Here is a 20,195-nt window from a genome sequence, read left to right as displayed (position 1 = left end):
TCTCGGATGAGCATGAACGTCCGTTGCCGAAATTGCTCTGTAAGGGAAACTCCGAACAAGTCAGCACAGGCCATCTGACCTGTGCTGAAATAGCCCTCCGTCCAACAGCCCTCTACAAGCCCTCCTTCCCATGAGTCAGATGAGCTTTTCCGATTTCGAGTACGCCGGTAAGCGCAAGCAAACCCGTCGCGAGCGTTTCCTGGCCGAGATGGAGCAGGTGGTGCCGTGGAGCGGTTTGGTGGCATTGATCGAGCCGCATTACCCAAAGGCCGGCGGTGGTCGCAAGCCGTACCCACTGGAAACCATGCTGCGTGTTCACCTGCTGCAAAACTGGTTTTCGCTGAGCGATCCGGCCATGGAAGAAGCACTGTACGAAATCACGTCGATGCGCCAGTTTGCTCGCCTGACGCTCAGCGCTCCGATCCCCGAAGACACGACGATCATGAATTTCCGGCACCTGCTGGAGAAGCATCAGCTGGCGGCGGGCATTCTGGAAACCATCAACAATTACCTGCGAGACAAGGGCCTGTCGTTGCGCCAGGGCACCATTGTCGACGCCACCATCATCCACGCGCCCAGTTCGACCAAGAACAAGGAAGGCAAGCGCGATCCTGAAATGCATCAAACGAAGAAGGGCAACCAGTACTATTTCGGCATGAAGGCGCACATCGGCGCGGATGCTGAATCGGGTCTGGTGCATCACGTTCATGGCACCGCCGCGAACGTGGCCGACGTAACGGAAGTTGCACAACTGCTGCATGGCGCAGAGAACGTCGTGTGTGCCGACGCGGGCTACACCGGCGTAGAGAAGCGGCCTGAGCACGACGGGCGGCCAGTGATCTGGCAGATAGCTGCGCGACGCAGCACCTACAAGCACTTGAGCAAACGCAGCGTGCTCTACAAAGCCAAGCGCAAGATCGAAAAGGCCAAGGCGCAAGTGCGTGCAAAGGTGGAGCACCCGTTCCGGGTGATCAAACGCCAGTTCGGCTATGTAAAGACGCGTTTTCGCGGCTTGGCCAAGAACACAGCGCAACTGACCACGCTGTTTGCGCTGTCGAATCTGTGGATGGTGCGCCGGCAATTATTGCCTGCTGCGGGAGAGGTGCGCCCGTGAGGGCAGAAAACCAAGGCTGTGCCTTGGTTATCCAATAATCAGCGGGTGAAAATCGGGCTTTTCGGCATGCCCAAGCCGTCCATTTCCGGCTGATGGGCAACTTGTTCGGAGTTTCCTAAGCTGCTTTTTCGGCTGGCTCTGGTTTCCTTTACGTCGCGAAAAAACGTTGAAAATATTCCCTATCACCGCTGTACCCTGCCTCCGTTCAAAGGAACATCATAGACAGGAACGATGCCCGATTGCCATCACAGTGCTTGGACCGCTGCTGTCGCGAGCCAGCACGATACGGGTGGCTTAAAAAATGAAAACCAAGGAGTCATCGATGCTAGATCGGATCGCGGAATGGAAGCGGGTTTTTGAGGCCGAAGAGAACGCCATCACTAAGGCGTTGAATCAAATGACGTGGGACATCGCGGCGTATTCATGTGTCGTAGAAATGGTACGCCAAGCTCCCACGGTCTGCGGCGAAAAACAGCTGAACGTTTTGATCATGGACATGCTAGCTAGCGGATTCTGGGCAGGAACCATGCAGGGTATCCGTAGACTCGTAGAGGTCGAACCTATTCGCGGCCCGAGGAGCGTGTGCTCATTAGGTAGCTTAATCGCCGACATCCGCGCCTCGCGTGGAAAGCTCACGCGCCTGGTATACGTCAGGGATATCGCTGAGCTGAATTACAATTACCGCAGCACACACGCCGCTTATGACAAATTTGCCACTGAGCAACTCCAGCAGGGAAAGCGATCGTACTGGGTGCCCACGAAATATCACTATGAGCTCGCGGTTAAGCGGCACGAGGAGTTTGACTGGCTAAGCGGGGTGAGCGCAGGTGCATCCAGACCGGATGATCTGATACGGATCGAGGTATTCGACATGTTGGAGTCCCGCCTAGGCCGGCTATCTTCCGTCATTGAACATGTGAACGTGGACATCGCACACGCTGCAACTGAGGCTAGTCGGCAAGGGCGCATATTAGAGCGGTGGGGCCTGGCAGATGCCAAGCAAGCTTTGCGTGAAATTGCAGAAATTGCTCAGGTGGTGGGCTCCTGGTTCTGCTACAGCGGCGCTGGCACTGTTTTGCCCTTCGCCGAGTTCGATCAGTTCGCTCATTTGGACAGCCCTCTTTTTCAAGGTGACCGCGCCAAGCTGCAGGAGATATGGACGGACTTTGATCGTGAAGCACAATCATGGCATCTGGTCGATCCCACAGAGTGGATGCAGAGCCAATAGCCAACACAGAAGAATCAGAAAAGCCATTGGCCAACCTCGCTCAGATATCCAGCCCCTGCAGGTCCTCGCAAAGACTGTCGACCTCGACGCTCGCTAGCTCATTACGCACAGCTTTGCCAAAGCAACGGATGATCAATTGGCCCGATCAGGGCCCTCATGCGTCCTTTGCGCCATATCCTGCATGGCATTTGGGGCATTCCCACTGACCGACAAATCGAAATTCGCTGGCCAGGTCGGTCAAGCGCATCTTGCGCTCATCGCTGTCCCAGCAAGCAGTGCAGAAGCGACCGACTTCGCCTTCAAAGGTATAAACCCCCTCAGAGTTGTAGGTGGGTTTACCTTTGTCTCGCTGCTCAATCACCTGCTTGAGCCTGACTATCTCCTCTTGCGCCAATGCTAATTTTATCTTCAATTCCCCAGACTCAAGCTTCGCATCAGCCAAGGCGCTGTGAAGATCCGCCAGTATCATTTTGAAGTCCGCATCTTCGAGCTTTTTCGAGAGGTCTCGCAGCTTCCCTGACGCTTCAAGCGCCTGCTGAATCAGTGCCATCAAATCCATAGAAATACACCGCCTTGCTTAGTGGTATCGGTTGAGCGCATACAGTTGACAGATTGTAGGTGTGAAAGCGAAAAGGGTCGGACTTTTAGCCGCTCAGCCAGCCTGTGCTGGAGGCCTCACCTGATGGCGATCTTGACCACCATCACCGTACCGGCGGAAACTCATCGGCGACTTCAACCTTGGAGCTGATTATGGATGAGCATCGCGACCCGCCTGTACGACTCGACTATTTCCGCTTAGTCAAACGCCTCAACGAACATCTAGCCAGCCTTGGTCAGGAGCGCATAGATGAGGACATGCAGGAAGCATGGGCCGGGTACTTCCAGGAAATAGCCATCACTCAGGACGAAATCGACATTATCGGTCCTTGGTACATTAAGCATTACTCCATAGGTCTCTCGATTCCTTCGCTACGTCAGTACGTGGAGCATCTTCGTAGACACTCCACCTTGCCAGACCAGCGTATCACTGGCGGAACCGAAAGCGATGCGGTCACCATCCTCGAAGCATGCGCAGCACTGGGACTCGATCGATACCGACTTTCCGACGCGCTTTTCCAGGCTGCCGCATTGGTTCATCACGCGGCCTATCGTGTGGATCTTCCAAACATTGATCCAGAAGATATCCGGCAGGAGATAGAGAGCCGCGCACGGCTCGCAGACTACTTCTCTCGTGACATTCTTAATGAGGCCCAGAACGGTGTCGGGGCCGCAGCCAAGCTGGGAAGAACGCTTTTTCCACGTCATTGAGCATCATTTGATGCCCCCATGGTGATGCGCCAGGGCAGGAGGAACAACTTGAGTACCACTCGCGATTTAAGCAAGCCCCTACTAGTGATCGATGGTCCCGACCAAGGCGACTGGCGCGCTTGGCCGAAAGACTCTTTTGTTTCTGTGACGGTGTGGGATAGCAAACGAGTCAGCGAGCAGCCACCGCCGGTCACTTACCGTCTGCGTCACCATGCCTGCCAAGGTCTGGTGTGGGCCAGTGAAGATGGGCAGGACCTGAGCGATCCGGCTCAATCTTGAGTGCTAGCAATAACCGGAGTGATGCGTAGTCAGAAACGGTAATCGACCCCAAGGCTAGCGCTGCGGGGAGCCCCTGGGTAGTTGGAGTTGTCGCTGCTAGCTTTGGCAGATACGAAGTACTCTCGATTCCACGGTTTGTCGCCGCTCACATCGTAATCCTGACCGCAGTATCCACCTGCCAAAGCGGCTGTCGTATTCGAACCGGTCGATACCTTCGAAACTCGTCGTAGGGAGGCTCGCCTTTGGGACCTTCATCTGCCGCCGGAGGCAGTGGGATGCGGCATCCGAGCCAAAACACTCGCGGTTGATCGGAAAAACAAGCGTCGTAAGCTGAGTGCCGCATACTGCTATCTGCGCTTTGAAAATCCCTGATGGATTCCAGCCCTCTGTGATGCTGCGGTCTGTAGCCCCTTAGCTGGAGGTGCTTATGAGCACTCCCTTTGCGCGCATCCAATCTAGGTGCAAGCCTGCCGCTGCATCGGACACGACTGACAACAAGGTAGCCTTGATTGCCACCTTGTCGATTGAGGCCAATTCAGACCGTACGATCGATGCGTACCTCGGCGGGCTGCAGATGTACAACGACCTTTTCGAGTGGAGGCTAAACGAATATCCCAAAAAAGCGCTCGACTTCATTATCGACTGCTTCCTCCCCGCAGAATCGGTACCCCAATCGATTTTGGAGAAAGGCGTTTCTGCAGGCAGAATCCGCTCTAAGCTTTTCCAAACCGGAGACTGGATATCAGCCAAGCAGTGGATTTATCTGGCATCGTCCTCCAACCCTGGCGTCGAGATAGACCCTGATGAGTTGTTGGCCAATGGGAAGATTTTTTCTCTAAGACCGGGTAAGGTTGATTTTTTCCCTACATACGGCTTAGACGGTCGCAATGGATACCAACCGATCCACATCCTTTGCGATGTGTTGTCGGTGCTATCTGCCCGGATGAACGCCTGGTCAATCGCAGTATGGTTCCAGTCCGAAAATAGTTCTCTCGGCGGTGTCGCGCCGAAAGTATTGCTGGCGTTCGCACCAGACAAGGTCCTGGCGGCGGCAAAGGGCAAACCTAGACGGAATCGTGTGAGCAGATAATTGTATTCAGATCCCGTGTAAGGGTTTAAAACGTGTCTCGACCCGGTGTCCGTGGCCGACGATGTTTTTGAGGGCGCTCTGCCATATGCGTATGCGACGCTCGGCGCCTGAAGCACTATACAACTGCCGAATGGCACTTGAAGGAATATAAGATGAGCAGCAAACAAGCACCTCCGAGGCACCACATTCAACGACCTCTCTTCCGCGATTGCTATTCGACAGTAATCAGGGCAGTTGACGCCCGCTATGACGTACGCGGCTATTTGCTGGCGGAACTTGTGAAGCTATGCTTAAAGAATCGAGCGACAATCCCGCCTGCCAGACGCCGTTACTACGAATGCAATGTTCAGGAGCAAGCCATAACTTATTTGGAGCAATGTACGAGTCGTCTACTATTTGGCCCTAATGGACGATTCTCGCCCGACGAGTACCGATACAGCCAATATTGATGTTCTTGAGGGTTCAGCTCAAGCGTGATTATTGACCCAATACCAATTTAACCATCAAAAAAATCACTACCGGAACCGCCGCGTCTGGATTGAGAACATGACACATCCAGTTACCAGTACACGCCATATTCGATTCGTAGTAAAAAATCCACTACTTGTTCGAAGCCAGAATGACTAACAAGCAACGCACAAGGTGAATTCCAGCCAAGGCCTAACGCCCGATCAGACATCCAACGCGTCGCAAGGGCTCGCCGTCCGAACACTCGTTGCGCCACAGATAAAATCCAAGCTTTTCGCCATTCGTAATAGCGCTGATCAGCGGACCAACATCCCAATTGAGCAGCCTCGTTAGGGCCGATGAGGCGAGCCGGTACCATTGTCAAAGCTCCTCTAGGCCAGGCCAAAAACCATAGGAGCAGCATGTTAACTCAGATAAGTCTGGAGCCAGAAGCCTGGAGCGAATGTCACCTTGAGGGTATTTTTCAAGAGATCAAGCAGGCGGAGGATTACATCAACCGATCGATTTACCCTGACCAGCTTGCATCCTAGCCGCACAGGTCTGTGGGCAGAAGCGATTGCGGGGTACATCTCAGCTCGGTCGCTATCCGATAGAGCTTCTCAATAGTCAGATTCACCTCCCCTCTCTCTATACGCCCTATGTAGCTCCGATCCATCTGGCAGGCGAAAGCTAAAGCGTCTTGCGAAATCCCAACCATCACTCTCTGCTCTCGGACTTTGCGTCCTAGAGCCCTCGCCAACTTTTGCATATCCGCCTCGGTGTACATAAGGCGGGACTATCAGCGTTTGCGGGTTGATCGGCGACGGATTATAATCCGCATTTGATGTATTTCTGCTAGCTAGGTGCCTGTATGAAACCGGCTTCATTCGCTCTCGACAGGCACGTCTATGAGCTTCTACAAAGCGGCGAGCTAGACAGCTTTACCTGTCGCGGCCTTCGAGACGCCTATGCCCGGTCATATGGCGTAGCGCGCGAGCATACTTCTGATCTCCGGCGCTATATTTTTAGGCAGATCCTCCGCCTCGAAAGGATCGAATGGGTCGTACGAGACCCAGAAAAGCGCGGCCGCGACCAGCTCTATCACCTCCAGGATCTACCACCTTCAGTCAACCTCCGCTTGATTGACGAGGGGTATCAATTCTTCGCCCCTCGCGCCGAGCTACCTGCGGACGACACCGAAAAAGGTGCCTCGACCAACGAGCACACAGCTCGACGTCTCCAGGCAATGGTCAAAGAAACCCGATTGGACTTCCTCACCTCAATGGGCGAAGCGGAAAGGTACAAGCAACTGTTGGAAGACCTGCCACACCTCCACTCGAAGCTGGAAAGCGACTACGTGGAAGCGAGAGATCGTAGCTCCCGCCTGCTAGGTCACCTCAAAGCGGTCGAAAAAACCCTAAAAATACTAGGTATTGAATGAGCAGTGTTCTAAGAGAGTGGCAGACCTCATGTATCGAGAAAGCACTACGACACTTTCAGGTAAATAGGCATTTCTTTTGCCAAGCAACGCCAGGAGCAGGCAAGACGAGAATGGCTGGCGAATTGGCAAAAGAGCTGCTCAAAAAAAATGTTATCGATCTTGTGTTGTGCTTCGCGCCGTCCTGCCAAGTAGTCGATGGTTTCAGGGCTACGTTCTCAAAAATACTTGGGCGTCGAATGGACGGATATGTGGGAGCAATTGGTGATGCTTCTACTTACCAAGGCATGGATACGAAAGGTGAGGAATTTTGGGACCTATTTGAACAGTATCGGATATTAGCGATATTTGACGAAATTCATCACTGCGCGGGTTATGACCTTCAATCCAGCAACACTTGGGGAGCGACAATTATATCCAAAATACAAAATCAAGCGACATTCACTTTGTCTTTGTCGGGCACGCCTTGGAGAACAGATGATAAAGCCATTGCACTTGGACGCTACTCAGCGCCTGCTGGAGCGTTGGCCCGTGATTATCACTATGGACTTCAACAGGCTATTGACGACAAGATTTGTAGATCCCCGAGAATAACCTTAGTTGACAACCACAACCTACAGTTAACCCAAAAAAACCAACAGAGCCGACTAACATCTAATTACGACAGCTTCGCCCATTTACTTGAAAGCTCACCGCTTTGCTTTGAAGACATTCTATGGAATGAAGACGTAATAGATCATATTCTCGACCTAGGCTGTCGAAAACTATCTGAAATCAGGAAAGGAAACCCATCTGCTGCTGGACTTATCGTTGCATCTGACACTAATCACGCTAAGTTAATCGAGAGTAAGCTCAAACGCCGCGGCGAAAACTGTCGCGTGGCTACGTCGAAAACTGGTAGCGCTCAAGATAAAATCAACGAGTTTAGATCTGGGATTGGTTGCTGGATTGTTGCGGTAGGCATGATTAGCGAGGGCACTGACATTCCTCGCTTACAAGTATGCTGTTACCTGAGTCGCATTCGCACAGAACTGCACTATCGTCAGGTCTTGGGCAGAATTCTCAGACGAACAGGGGTCAACGATGATCAAGCTTGGTTATTTGTGGTAGCCGAACCTTCACTTATAGAATACTCGCGACGGCTCTCTGATGATCTGCCTCAAGACCTGGCTGTTATCAGCATGCAGACTGTACCGCGACCCCAGGAGAAAGAAGCTTTAACAGGCGGAGAAAACAAAGGTATCGACACCTGGCCGATCCTCACAGCCGATACTGGCCGCCCCTCCAAAGTGGATTACCTTGAATCTGCTCCAAATTCGCACTCATCAACGAGCTACGAATTGAGCGTATCGTCACAGTTTCGAGCCGAACTGTTAGAAATCTCATAGACTTAGATTAGAGCGAGCCTTAAAACTAGCCAGACTACACAATTGCGCATACCAAGAACTAGTCTAGACTATGAGTGCAGCTCTGCGAACATCGGTTTGCAATAAGCTTTTGAAAACCTAGATACAAAACCTGCTTACGATCCTAACGATACTTGCCAGGTAATTGCGATGGCTTACATCATAAAGATTAAAGCACGCTACCAAAACGATCAAACCGGCCGTACCATTAAGCTCCCTGCTTTATGGACCGAAAGCGGCGTATTAGTATCACACCTTCGCTACCTGGCTGACAACAGCAAGAAGAGCTCATCCTGGAAAGAGAAGTCCACACAAGCCGTTAAGCTACTAATAGAGTATATTAATGCCAATGTGGGATTATTTAAGAAAACAACAAAACTTCTCGCATCATTTGCAAGAGCTTTAGAAGAGGGCACCGTAGATCCAAGAACATTAAAAGACCCCTCGCAACTCTTTTGGCTACCAAAATCTAGCGAACACTGCTCAGACCTCCTGTTCCTAATAACAGACTATACCGACTGGCTAAGCCGTCAAAGTGACTTTAAAATAAAGCTCGCCAATCCTTTCAGACAAGCCACCTCTACGGAGCAGCGGATGAACTGGTGCGCCTTCCACAATAAACGAAACAGAGTCTTTTTGAATCACCTTGTGGACCCGGACAAACACGTCGAAGCGTTAAGCACCATTCGCGAAGTAACAGGACCACAGCGCCCCACCGAAAACATTGCACCCGCGAAAAGATTTCCTGAAGACAAAATTGATCTCTTGATGAAAGCGGGATTTATTATTCTGAACACCAAGAAGTCCGACATGCCGCGCCCTGACTACAAGGGCCAGGCATTAACGCTGCTCATGCACTACGGAGGCTTGCGCAAATCTGAAGCACTGCACCTTTACTTGTCAGATATCATTCTAGACGAGAAAAAAAACGAGGCCATTGTAAGGGTCTATCATCCGTCTAACGGAAAGTCACCTGACGAGCAATACCCTACCAGAAAGCAATTTTTAGCAATACATTACGGGCTATTGCCCCGAACTGAATACCTGAAAACAGAACGGCTGCATTTAGGGTGGAAAAACCCAGTACTTGACAACAAAGATGGTTACTTTTCAGTTCAGTTCTTCCCACCCCATAAAGCCGCAGAGTTCTTGAGTGTATGGATTAAGTATCTTAAAGAACAGCGCACCGACCCAGATTCATCACACGACCACCCTTATGCATTCACCAATTCAAAGGGAGAGCCTGAAACTCTAAAAAACGCCCAACGCCTACATAAGTCGGCTGTGGAGCGAATTGGCCTACTGCACCGAAAATTAGTTGGCACAAGCGAGCACGGGCATCGGCACAGCTATGGATACAGGCTTCGAGAAAATGGATTCAATCAAATTGAAATCCAAAAGTGCATGCACCATAGAAGCCCCGATTCATGCTTAGTTTATATTCAGCCGACACATGAAGAGATACGACAAAAAATGTCAATAATCGATAAAAGCAGCCTACACTAAATCATTATTTCTGCGGACTCAAGGTGAGGCTCCATGCCAGAAAAAATAAAATACGCAACCTTACTCGAAGTTAAAGCCGCAGTTAGAAAGCTTGGTATAAAAAATAGCAGAGCCTACAGACTTCGCTGGCAAGAAGATCCTAGGCTACCGGCCAACCCTTATATTGATTACGCCAGCGAATGGCTCTCATGGTACGACCTCTGTGGTAGTGAAAGGCCAATTGAGAAATATCTGACGCTTGCAGAGGCACGTGAGGCCGTAGCTCGCCTAGGTATATGGACAGTGGCCCACTATTCAACTGATCACCATAAAGACCCAAAGCTCCCAGGCGACTTGCGCTTTTACCCGAACTTTAAAGGGTGGCCAGAGTTTATTGGCAAAAGCATATATAAAGATTTCTATAAAACACTCAGCGAAGCTAGTAGAGCAGCGCTTGCGCTCGGCATCAATAGCTACCACCAATACACTACGCTAAAAAGATACAAAGCAGACCCAAAACTGCCTGCAAACCCTAGCACCATCTATCCAGACTGGCAGAATTGGAAGCATTTTTTCGGAACAAATCATTTAGTCCCAGTTTATGAAAGTTATGAACTGGCCTCTGCAGCCGCTATATCCTTAGGAATCCAACACTCAAGTGAGTATTTCACTCGCCGAGAGGAAGACCCGAAATTACCTATTCACCCCCAGACCCGCTACAAAGAGCGATGGGAGGGCTGGGTAAATTTCCTCCATCCTGGTAAAACTAGGAAAGTTTACGAGACCTTTGAACAGGCTAGAGCTGCAGCCCGCAACCTGAATTGCAAGTCACGAACAGATTACTACACAAAATTTAAAGAAGACTGGCGTCTGCGCAGAGATCCAACAAGTGTTTATACGGATCAATGGACGTCATGGAAGGACTATTTAGACCTAACAGTACAATATGAAACGCTACATGAAGTGCGCATAGCTGCACAGAGATTAGGCATCAGCACAAAGCGACAGTATGAATTAAATTACCACAACGACCCGCGCCTTCCAAGCAACCCGGAACAATTCAAAAATGAATGGAAGTCGTGGATTCACTTTTTCTTACCCATTGCTTACGACTGCCTTGACGACATTAGAATAGCAGTAACTCGACTCGATATAAAAGACAGTCAGGATTACCGCAACCGCTATAAACTCTACCCTCCATTACCCGCCCACCCTGAACGGGTATTCCGAGACGAATGGAAAAGCTGGTATGACTTATGCTCTATCAGAACGTTTTACACTTTCGATGAAACAGTAAAACTAATTCAGCCTCTTAATCTTAACTCCTTACGAGAATATAGAAAACATGTGAAGTCCTCAGGAGACAATAGATTACCGTACACTCCGGACAAAGTATATTACAGAGACTGGACCACCTCGTATGCGTTTCTCGGAAAGACGGAGCCATTTTCAGAAAGCTCGATAGATGCTGACCATTCGAAGTGGCTGGAGGATTTAAATAGCTTCATGAAAGAAGCTCGTGGCGGACGGGGAAAACAGCTAGCAATCTGCCGTTTTTTGGCAACTTACGTGCAGCCAAACGCATACGGAACCACACCAGGAGAATTCCTCTCAAACAAGTCTATAGAATTACAACATTTCAAAAACTATGTAACCTCCACAACCCCAGAATATCTTAGACGAAGCTTCGTCATGGCCATAAACGAATTCATGCGATTCATTATCCGCGAGCAATTCACGCTTGAGGATGACGAGACTGGTGAATTGATAATCGCAGACGGAATAAGCAACCCATTACGCGGCAGCGAAACAGAATACTCAGGCACGACAAGCAGTAGCGGCCCTGGCGAAACATCTAAACCAGCTTTGGCCTATCAATATGTTGCAGCCCTGCAAAAATGGATAGTTCCAGATACTGCAACCAGCTTCTCTGACTTAACCCACCTCCATAATTTCGACGCTGACTGGGTAGAGATCGATCTAAATAATTTCAAATTGGATAACAGCGATCCTGATCTCATTACACGCTGGATTGGAGGAAAGTTTAAAGCATGGTTTCCAATGTATTGGATGCAGGTACTCACCCTAGTTTCGGTCCCCTCCAGAGGTAGACAAATTGCATACTGCGACTCAGGGGAAGGCGATGAGTACATCCCAATTCATAATGACTGCAAGGTTTTCTGGGCTAAAAATGAAGGTCCGCTTTCAGGCATAACAAAAAATCAAGGCTTCATAAAACGATATCCTGGCGATCAATGCGGAATGTTTGTTACTAGCAACAAGACCAGTATTGGGTATAGCGGCTACAGTGTGCCATGGATACCCCCTCATTTGCTCCCATGGATAATTAAGCTCCGTCAGTGGCAGGCAAAATATAACCCAATAATTCGCCCTATGCCATGGATTGAATGTATTCGCACCAACCTGAATGAAAGCCAGCGTCATGCCAAAGGTGCTAATTGCTTCTTGTTTCGTCTCTTCGGGGCTGAAGAACCTGGATCCCCAACAAATATACTAACCCCTCGACTCGCAGCCGCACTTTATTACTCACAACCTCGGGACTTACCATTAGCCACGCTGACAGGCCCCAGAGAGAAACTAAGTTGCTATTCGTCTATTTATACTCCACACAGCATGAGGGTAAGCCTTATCACGGCATACGTCCATGAGTTTGGGCTACCCATTGAAATCACCATGAAGATTGCTGGGCACAGTTCAATCGTGATGAATTTGTACTATGTAAAAATCGGAGGAATTGAATTACAACGTCGATTTTCAGAAGGTGAGAAGCGCGCGCTTCAGAATCAAGTATTTGTTGCACAGAGCATGATCGAACAGGGCAGAATCGATCAAATCCAAGGGCAATTAGTCGCAAACAACCAAGATGCCCTCGAGCTGATATATAGGCAAAAATCTCCGGGCAGCTATTTATTTCGAGACTACGGCTTTTGCCCATATGCAGGTGCTAGGTGTGATGACGGAGGATCGCTCGGTAAAGGTGATATTTGGTTGCCGGTGCCAGGCGGGTATCTAGGCAGTCAGAACTGCATAAGATGTCGCCACTTCGTAACCGGCCCTGCATTCATAGGTGGCCTGCTAGCTCTAGGTAATGAAATATCGCTAGAAGTAAATCTTCAATTCACAAAATACGACGAACTCCAAGCCAAAGCTGAAGAGTTAAGATCCGAAATTGACAGTCGGGATGAGCGAGAGTATGAATTAAGCAAGTACGGAAAAGACATTGAAGCCCGAGACCTAAGTCTAGAGGCTAAGCATCGAAAACTGCTAGCCGAAGCTGAGAGTGCAGCTAAAAAACTTGATGTATTGATTTGTGATGTGCAGGCTAGCGCAAGCCTAATAAAGCAAATCGAGCAGGCTACCCTTACAAAATCCAAGTCCGAGCCTCAAGACTCACTCATGCTTATTGTGCAAGAGGGTCATGAGCTTAGGCTCGCGCTAGAAGAAACCACTCACTTTCATCAGTTAAGCGAGGTATGTGAAAATGCCGAGATATATGAATGCGCTTCTGCCCACTCTGCCTTGGCCGCAAGATCCCAGCTGTTGGACAAAATGCTTGAAGACAATAATTCCCCGCAGCGAATGTTCAGGCTAAATAAGGAGCAGCAGCTTTTAGTTGGCAATCAGATCGCAAGACTCTTGATATCACGACTCAGAAGCTGGGAACGTATCGACTCACTAATTGAAGGGAAATTCAGGCTGGCCGAACTGGTTGGACTTGAGAGCATCTCTCTTAAAGAAATCAGCGATGCCTTTATAAATAACGCAAGAAACTTGCCTCAGGTTTAAAATCATGACGCCATCTGAAACCCTGAGTAAACTAAAGAAAAATTGCAGCTTAAAAAAACAGCATACTCTGGACGCAGTGTACGAGGTATGCAATGAGATGCTATCGAACGGCGAAAAGAACTTTTCATTTTCAGCCATTGCACGCCTAGGCATTGATTGTGGAGTACCAAACGCTCAAAGCATGCGAAATAGTTCGGGCCAAGCATATCGCGTGCTAATACAGGCATTCAAAGAGGCGGCAGGTCCGGCCCACCATGACCGAGCACCGTCAGATTGGATAGACGCGATAAAAGATGGTAAGGCTAAATTTTTGGCGCGAGCCCAAGAGGCTGAGAATCATCGCCTCCGAAGACTGCTGAGAGAAATTACGCCGCCCAATCTCGAAATCCGGGTTGATGATCGCACTCCGTTTTCATCCGAGAATAAATTATCAGAAATAGAACGCAGAGCTCTTTTGTATTTAATGTCAGAAGAGTTCAGGCTACAATGGGGCTGCACACTGGGCAAGCACGGCGACTTGATTGACAAGAAGGGAGCAAAGGTGTTTCGCCCAGGAACCCTTGATGCAATACAGAAGGCTCTCAGGGCATTGTGACCGCTCTTTGAATTAAAAACAGGCATAAAATGGCTACCAATCTCATTACTGAAGCTGGCTATCAGTCCTTGAAAGATGAACTAGATTGGCTCTGGCGCGAAGAGCGACCGGAGATTACCAGAAAAGTCACTTGGGCTGCGTCTTTGGGCGACAGAAGTGAAAATGCTGACTACCAGTACAATAAAAAGAGGCTAAGGGAAATAGATCGGCGCGTAAGATACCTCCGTAAGCGTATCGAAGACCTTCGGGTAGTCCCTTATTCCCCTACTCAGGAAGGCAAGGTATTTTTTGGAGCTTGGGTAACTATTGCCAACGAGGATGATACAAGCAAGAAATTCCGCATTGTAGGTGCTGATGAAATTTACGATAGGAAAGACTTCATCTCAATTGATTCCCCGATGGCACGCGCATGCATTGGCAAGTGTGCAGGTGATGAGATTGTTGTTCGGACTCCAACTGGCGATGCCTACTGGGAAGTCACCGAAATTGAGTACAGGGAGGCGGAAGACGCACCCCGGTTCATTAAACCCTGAGGTGCCTCCAAATCGGCCACCACTATGTCAAAACCAGCTACAGTGATGGCCGACAATGAATAGTACGACGCAAAAGTACAGTACTATTCCGAAAAACCAGCAAAATCAATGTGTAAGACCAAATAGTACACGAGCTTGGGGTTCTTCCTTCCAGTCGGCATTCTCGCTGCGGTCGCCCAGCGATGCCGCCCAGGTAACCTTCTGGGTAATCTCCGGGCGGTATACCCGCCACAGGTGGTCCAGTTCTTTCTTCAGCGCCTCATGGCCTTCCGTGGTGATGATGTTGGTACTCAACAGCGCGCTCCTCAGCGGCGGGTAATCAGGCCTTGGCGCGCGATACGGGTGAGGTGGCCGATGATTTCGGCGGCCTCGTCCGATGCCGGGGCCTGGATCACGGCCAGGTCGAAACGGTCATTGCCATACTGTGCGAGGTGGCAGCCGGTATCGGCGAACTGGATCAGAAATGCACGCGCCTGGCCCTTGCGCCGGGACAGGCCTTCAAGGTGACGTAAAAGAGTGGGTTGATGCTGGCCGCCGAGCAGGATGCGCGGTGTGCGGGACGCCTGGCTGGCAGGCAAGGGGCTCAAACAGACACTGGTACGTGGGCAACTCATGGAGCTTCTCTCCGCCTCGCGAATCCCGCTGGGCAGCGGTGGGAGGCGTCACCGAACCAGCGCTTTAGCGGTATTTCGGATGACCCGGAGAGGGGCTTTCCTGCGCCCCGCAAGTAGCTGTTTAAATCGGCGCAGACGGTATGCTAGAGCTACAAGCGGCAAGATACAAGCCTCAAGCCGAAAGTGATCGGCCTGAGGCTTGTATCTTGGCATTTGCGGTGTATCAGCGGGCGATCAGGCGGTCCAGCGAGAAGCGGCCAGCGCCTTCGATCAGTACCGCGACGGTGCCAGCCAGCAGGGCCAGGCCGAACTCATAGCCGTTGTTGGACATGAACAGGCCGTTGCCGATATGCACCGAGAGGATCGCCACCACCAGGGTCACCGCCAACACCAGGGCCGCCGGGCGGGCCAGCAGGCCGATCACCAGGGCCAGGCCGCCGAAGAACTCGGCACTACCGGACAACAGGGCCATCAGGTAACCCGGGGCCAGGCCGATGCTTTCCATCCACTGGCCGGTACCTTCCAGGCCATAGCCACCGAACATGCCGAACAGTTTTTGCGCGCCATGCGCAATGAAGATGATGCCGACCAGGATACGGATGACGCTCAGGCCAGCACCGGCGCGGGTGGAGAACAGAGCGTTGAGGGTAGCGTTGTTCATGTCGAAGACTCCTTGAAGCGGGGAAGTTGTGTTGGGATGGGCGCCATCATAATCGATTAGATAGATATTAAAATCGCAAAAAACCCAACATAACAATCGACAAAATCGATTTGTTAGCGTTTAGCCACACGCTCCAGCGCGGCACGCTCCCGGTTGAACGCTACAAAGTACTTGTTGACGCTATTGACGAAGTTGACTGGCCCCATGCCCACCTGCTCCATGGCGATACGTTCGGTCTGAAAGAACCACTGGTCGCCATTCAACCCGCGTCGCCGCGCTTCGGCGCGCATGGCCTGGACGCGCTCGGGGCCCAGGTTGTAGGCCGCCAGCACGAAGGCCATGCGCTCGCGCTCGTTGATCTTGGCGCTGGCAAAGAACTTGCGCCGGATCAGCGCCAGGTAACGGGCGCTGGCCTGGACATTGCCATCCACCGTGGCGGTGTTGCTCACCCCCACACGCTGCGCCGCCGAAGGGGTGATCTGCATCAGGCCATGGGCCCCTCCGGTGCCGCGCGCGGCCGGGTTGAGCGTCGACTCCTTGAAGGCCAGCGCGGCCAGGTTGAGCCAGTCGATCTGCTGCGCCTCACCGTGTTTCTGCAGCACCGCCCGCAGCGCGCTCAGGCGCTGGCGATTCTTGCTGGCCAAGGGGTCGTGCACCCGGTACTGGCGGCGGTAGATGCGCTCGAACGCGGCGTCCTGGTTGTCCGGCGCGCGGTAGCCCTGCAGAAAGCGATCGACCGTGGCCAGCAACTGCGGCGCATCGGGCCTCACATACCAACGCATGGCTTGCGGCGCCCCCAGTTTCACGCGGCTGTCCAGGCGCAGGCGCGGCATCACCCGGGCCCAGCGCCGGGCGATCGGCTGCTCGACCACGGTCAGGTGATAGATGCCGGCCTGGACCATTTCCAGCACATCCTCCACCGCCAGGGTCGAGTCGACCCACTCCACCTTGATCGGCGCGCGCTTGCGCAGCGCCAGCTGCTGGTTGACCTGCTGGATCAACGGGCCGGCGGCACTGGCGCTGGTCAGGGCCACGGTACGCCCGGACAACTGCTCGACATGGCTGAAGCTGCGTTCGCCCTTGCGCCCCACCAGCAGCAGCGGCACCTGGTCGAGCACCGGCGCGCTGCTACTGACCCCACGCACCACGGCGGGGTCGAGCAGTTCACCCGGCGCGGCCAGGTCACCCTCGCCCCGGGCCAGGGCGCCGAGCAACTGCTCCTTGGCCCGCGGGATCAGCTTGAGCTGGATCTCCTGGCCGTCGGCGGCGCGGGCATTGAGGTAATGCTCCAGGGCACGCAGGCGATAGTATTCGATACCGACCGGCTCGCCCTTGACCTCACCGGAGCTGTTGCGGCTCTGGTTGACCAGCACCCGCAGCACCTGGCTGGTGCGAATCTGTTGCAGGTCACGGACCTTGGCCGGCGCGATGTTCTGCTGCGGTCCCGGCACGCGCGCGTGGGCAGGCCCGGTCAAGGTCAGCCCAAGCGTCAGCAGGAAAATGGGCCAGCATCGCTGCATGCGAAAACGTGTCCGTGGTCGGTGGGCGGCATCCATGGGGTTGCACCGCCAAGAGAGAAATGACGGTAAAAGACCACGGCAACAGCATGAAGTTCTTGGTTTTTTTCAGAAAAACACGGTTTTTGCTATGCTGGCCGCCCCGCGGCACGAGATAGCACCATGCAACTGATCGATATCGGCGTCAACCTGACCAACAGCAGTTTCCACGACCAGCAGGCGGCAATCGTCGAGCGCGCCCTTGAGGCCGGGGTCACGCAGATGGTGCTGACGGGCACCAGCCTGGCGGTCAGCGAACAGGCGCTGGAGCTGTGCCAGCAACTGGATGCGAGCGGCGCGCACCTGTTCGCCACGGCAGGCGTACACCCTCATGATGCCAAAACCTGGGATGCCGGCAGCGAGCGCCAGTTGCGCCAGTTGCTGAATGAAACACGCGTGCGCGCCGTGGGCGAATGCGGCCTGGACTTCAACCGCGACTTCTCCCCTCGCCCGCTGCAGGAAAAAGCCCTGGAGGCACAGTTGGCACTGGCTGCCGAACTGCATCTGCCGGTGTTCCTGCACGAACGCGACGCCAGCGAACGCCTGCTGGCGATCCTCAAGGATTACCGCGACCACCTGACCGGCGCAGTGGTGCACTGCTTTACCGGCGAGCGCGACGCGCTGTTCGCCTACCTGGACATGGACCTGCACATCGGCATTACCGGCTGGATCTGCGACGAACGCCGCGGCACTCACCTGCACCCGCTGGTAGGCAACATTGCCGAGGGGCGGCTGATGCTGGAGAGCGATGCGCCTTACCTGCTGCCGCGCAGCCTGCGGCCCAAGCCGAAGAACGGGCGCAACGAACCAGCGTTCCTGCCAGAGGTGTTGCGTGAAGTAGCCTTGCACCGGGGCGAGTCGACCGAACAGACGGCGGCGCATACCACGGCAACGGCGCGGGCGTTTTTCCAGATATCCTGAAGCTGTAATGGCCCTATCGCCGGCAAGCCAGCTCCCACCTCGACTACATCGGCCTCGAGCCATACGCTACCCCCTGTGGGAGCTGGCTTGCCGGCGATAGGGCCATTACAGGCGGCGGAACTTTCTTGATGCACATCAAGAAAGGCCCTGGCTTGCGCAGGCACAATGATGGCACCTTGCCAATATTGTTCCCGCTCAACTCAGAGAAGACCTGCCCATGGGTGCCTGGCTTAGCAATGTTTCCCTGAAGTACAAGTTCTGGGCCGTCAACGCGGTGGCCTTTGTCACGACCTTGCTACTGGTGCTCTATGCCGTGCACCTGGAGCAGCGCGCCCGCGCCGAGGCCGCGCAGGCCCAGGCGGCCGCGCAGGCCCAACTGCTGGCTGCCTGGCCGGCCGGCCAGCCGCTGCCCCGCCCGGCCAACGTCATCAGCTGGTCAGCCGGGCAAACGCCCACCTTCGCGGGTGAACCCCTCGAGGCCCTGCGCAATGCCCAAGGCTGGGTCGAACTGCCCGCCGCCCGGCTCTTGGGCAACAACCCGCTACAGGGCGCGCAGGTGCTGCGCAACGGCGATCAGCAAATGGCCGTGCTGGCCCAGTCGCCCAGCCTGCGCCAGGTGTTCCTCGACCGCTTCAGCAACTACGCGGTATGCGTGCTGGTCCTGATGCTGGCCATGCTCGGCGCCTCGCAGCTGCTGATCCGCTTCCTGCTCAGCCAGCTCAACACGCTCAAGGACGTGATGTTGCACGTGGAAAAAACCGGCGACCTGTCGGCCCGCGTACCGCTGGCCTGTGGCGACGAGGTCGGCCAGATGGCCGGGGCCTTCAATGCCATGCAGGCGACCTACCACCGCGTGGTCAGTACCGTCGCCCACACCGCAGCGCAACTGGACTCCGGTGCCGCGCGCCTGGCTGCGAGCATGAGCGACGTGCGCCACGGCATGCTCGGCCAGCAGAGCGAGACCGACCAGGCCGCTACCGCCATCAACGAAATGTCGGCGACGGTGCACCACATCGCCCAGCACGCCGGCGCCACCCGTGACCTGTCACAAACCGCCGACACCCTGGCCGGTAGCGGCCAGGAGGTGGTCAGCCGGGTGCAGGACTCGATTTCCGGGCTGTCCAGCGGCGTTCAGCAAACTGCCGAGATGATTCGCCAGCTGGCCGAAGACAGCCAGAGGATCAATGGCGTGGTCAGTGTGATCCACAGCATCGCCGAACAGACCAACCTGCTGGCGCTCAATGCCGCCATCGAAGCAGCGCGCGCCGGCGACCTCGGCCGCGGCTTTGCCGTGGTGGCGGATGAAGTGCGCAACCTGGCCAAGCGCGTGCAAAACTCCACCGACGAGATCACCACCATGGTCTCGGCCCTGCAGTCGGGCACCCGCGATGCAGTGGATTTCATGCAGGAAAGCTCGTACAAGGCCGACGACTGCGTCAGGCAGGCCCAGGAGGCCGGCGAAGCACTGGCCGAGATTACCGGAGCCGTGGCGCAGATGCGCGAAAGCAACACCCAGATTGCCGTGGCAGCCGAGCAGCAAAGCCAGGTGGCCGAGGAAATGAACCGCGCCGTGGTGAGTATTCGCGATGTCACCGAACAGACCGTGCAACAGACCGTGGGCTCGGCGACCACCAGCAGCGAACTGGCGACCCTGGCCGGTGAACTGAACAAGGCCATTGGCCAGCTCAAGCTATAGTCACCATAGCCAGCCTC

Annotated in this window: 19 protein-coding genes and 1 pseudogene; 13 read left to right on the top strand and 7 right to left on the bottom strand. The window is 53.6% G+C overall.

The genetic code is table 11. From position 1 onward, the window contains the following. Positions 1-130 precede the first annotated feature (130 nt). Both RYH74_RS12620 and RYH74_RS12615 read left to right on the top strand, forming a co-directional pair. Positions 131-1,114, top strand: a complete 984-nt coding sequence (locus RYH74_RS12620) for an IS5 family transposase (protein WP_196185136.1) — start codon at positions 131-133, stop codon at positions 1,112-1,114. A 301-nt stretch (positions 1,115-1,415) separates the two neighbouring features. After that, on the top strand, positions 1,416-2,342 hold the full coding sequence (locus RYH74_RS12615; protein WP_135192572.1) for a hypothetical protein: 927 nt from the start codon (positions 1,416-1,418) through the stop codon (positions 2,340-2,342). 154 nt (positions 2,343-2,496) lie between these two features. On the opposite strand, the gene RYH74_RS12610 is transcribed toward RYH74_RS12615, so the two are convergent. Beyond that, the gene (locus RYH74_RS12610; protein ID WP_110994332.1) at positions 2,497-2,901 is read right to left on the bottom strand and encodes a hypothetical protein; all 405 of its coding nucleotides are present in this window, start codon (positions 2,899-2,901) and stop codon (positions 2,497-2,499) included. A 191-nt stretch (positions 2,902-3,092) separates the two neighbouring features. Here RYH74_RS12610 and RYH74_RS12605 point away from each other — a divergent pair, with 191 nt between their 5' ends. The 3 genes from RYH74_RS12605 to RYH74_RS12595 all read left to right on the top strand — a co-directional run bounded on the left by RYH74_RS12605 (position 3,093) and on the right by RYH74_RS12595 (position 5,019). Next, positions 3,093-3,650 carry a hypothetical protein gene (locus RYH74_RS12605; RefSeq protein ID WP_110994333.1) on the top strand — a complete coding sequence of 186 codons (558 nt, stop codon included), beginning with the start codon at positions 3,093-3,095 and terminating at the stop codon, positions 3,648-3,650. 48 nt (positions 3,651-3,698) lie between these two features. After that, a complete protein-coding gene (locus tag RYH74_RS12600; RefSeq protein ID WP_135192571.1) occupies positions 3,699-3,929 on the top strand; it encodes a hypothetical protein in 231 nt (76 codons plus the stop codon). Positions 3,930-4,356: 427 nt separating this feature from the next. Continuing rightward, positions 4,357-5,019, top strand: a complete 663-nt coding sequence (locus RYH74_RS12595; RefSeq protein ID WP_110994334.1) for a hypothetical protein — start codon at positions 4,357-4,359, stop codon at positions 5,017-5,019. A 559-nt stretch (positions 5,020-5,578) separates the two neighbouring features. On the opposite strand, the gene RYH74_RS26505 is transcribed toward RYH74_RS12595, so the two are convergent. Next, positions 5,579-5,845, bottom strand: coding sequence for an antitoxin Xre/MbcA/ParS toxin-binding domain-containing protein (locus RYH74_RS26505; RefSeq protein WP_157966840.1), 267 nt, complete (start codon positions 5,843-5,845; stop codon positions 5,579-5,581). 168 nt (positions 5,846-6,013) lie between these two features. Next, positions 6,014-6,235, bottom strand: a complete 222-nt coding sequence (locus RYH74_RS12590) for a helix-turn-helix domain-containing protein (protein WP_110994395.1) — start codon at positions 6,233-6,235, stop codon at positions 6,014-6,016. A gap of 102 nt (positions 6,236-6,337) precedes the next feature. Between RYH74_RS12590 and RYH74_RS12585 the strand changes: the two genes are divergently transcribed. From RYH74_RS12585 to greB (RYH74_RS12560), 6 genes are all read left to right on the top strand, one after another. Further along, on the top strand, positions 6,338-6,907 hold the full coding sequence (locus tag RYH74_RS12585) for a hypothetical protein (RefSeq protein WP_110994337.1): 570 nt from the start codon (positions 6,338-6,340) through the stop codon (positions 6,905-6,907). Then, positions 6,904-8,292, top strand: coding sequence for a DEAD/DEAH box helicase (locus RYH74_RS12580; RefSeq protein ID WP_110994338.1), 1,389 nt, complete (start codon positions 6,904-6,906; stop codon positions 8,290-8,292). Before RYH74_RS12585 ends, RYH74_RS12580 begins: the two co-directional genes overlap by 4 nt. 168 nt (positions 8,293-8,460) lie before the next feature. Beyond that, positions 8,461-9,816, top strand: coding sequence for a gamma-mobile-trio recombinase GmtY (gene gmtY / locus RYH74_RS12575; protein ID WP_110994339.1), 1,356 nt, complete (start codon positions 8,461-8,463; stop codon positions 9,814-9,816). A 33-nt stretch (positions 9,817-9,849) separates the two neighbouring features. After that, positions 9,850-13,602 (top strand): VPA1269 family protein, encoded by a 3,753-nt coding sequence (locus RYH74_RS12570; RefSeq protein WP_110994340.1) that lies wholly within the window; start codon positions 9,850-9,852, stop codon positions 13,600-13,602. 4 nt (positions 13,603-13,606) lie between these two features. Further along, on the top strand, positions 13,607-14,197 hold the full coding sequence (gmtX, locus tag RYH74_RS12565; protein ID WP_135192570.1) for a gamma-mobile-trio protein GmtX: 591 nt from the start codon (positions 13,607-13,609) through the stop codon (positions 14,195-14,197). Between the two features lie 29 nt (positions 14,198-14,226). Continuing rightward, a complete protein-coding gene (greB, locus tag RYH74_RS12560) occupies positions 14,227-14,730 on the top strand; it encodes a transcription elongation factor GreB (protein ID WP_110994341.1) in 504 nt (167 codons plus the stop codon). A gap of 147 nt (positions 14,731-14,877) precedes the next feature. On the opposite strand, the pseudogene greB (RYH74_RS12555) reads toward greB (RYH74_RS12560), so the two are convergent. The 4 genes and pseudogenes from greB (RYH74_RS12555) to RYH74_RS12540 all read right to left on the bottom strand — a co-directional run. After that, positions 14,878-15,024 (bottom strand): annotated as a pseudogene (gene greB, locus RYH74_RS12555) (transcription elongation factor GreB); the annotation flags it as partial. Between the two features lie 11 nt (positions 15,025-15,035). Continuing rightward, on the bottom strand, positions 15,036-15,344 hold the full coding sequence (locus RYH74_RS12550) for a hypothetical protein (RefSeq protein ID WP_075044540.1): 309 nt from the start codon (positions 15,342-15,344) through the stop codon (positions 15,036-15,038). A 223-nt stretch (positions 15,345-15,567) separates the two neighbouring features. Continuing rightward, positions 15,568-16,005 (bottom strand): DoxX family protein, encoded by a 438-nt coding sequence (locus tag RYH74_RS12545; RefSeq protein ID WP_015269705.1) that lies wholly within the window; start codon positions 16,003-16,005, stop codon positions 15,568-15,570. A 113-nt stretch (positions 16,006-16,118) separates the two neighbouring features. Beyond that, on the bottom strand, positions 16,119-17,525 hold the full coding sequence (locus RYH74_RS12540; RefSeq protein ID WP_317409490.1) for a transglycosylase SLT domain-containing protein: 1,407 nt from the start codon (positions 17,523-17,525) through the stop codon (positions 16,119-16,121). A gap of 159 nt (positions 17,526-17,684) precedes the next feature. Here RYH74_RS12540 and RYH74_RS12535 point away from each other — a divergent pair, with 159 nt between their 5' ends. Together RYH74_RS12535 and RYH74_RS12530 are read left to right on the top strand one after the other, a co-directional pair. Then, positions 17,685-18,482: a TatD family hydrolase gene (locus tag RYH74_RS12535; RefSeq protein WP_317409489.1), complete on the top strand. Its 798-nt coding sequence runs from the start codon at positions 17,685-17,687 to the stop codon at positions 18,480-18,482. Positions 18,483-18,699: 217 nt separating this feature from the next. Continuing rightward, a complete protein-coding gene (locus tag RYH74_RS12530) occupies positions 18,700-20,178 on the top strand; it encodes a methyl-accepting chemotaxis protein (protein WP_317409488.1) in 1,479 nt (492 codons plus the stop codon). Positions 20,179-20,195 lie beyond the last annotated feature (17 nt).

The organism is Pseudomonas sp. LSJ-87, assembly GCF_032971465.1.
Lineage (GTDB): Bacteria > Pseudomonadota > Gammaproteobacteria > Pseudomonadales > Pseudomonadaceae > Aquipseudomonas > Aquipseudomonas putida_Z.
This window is presented reverse-complemented; position numbering and strand designations above follow the sequence as displayed.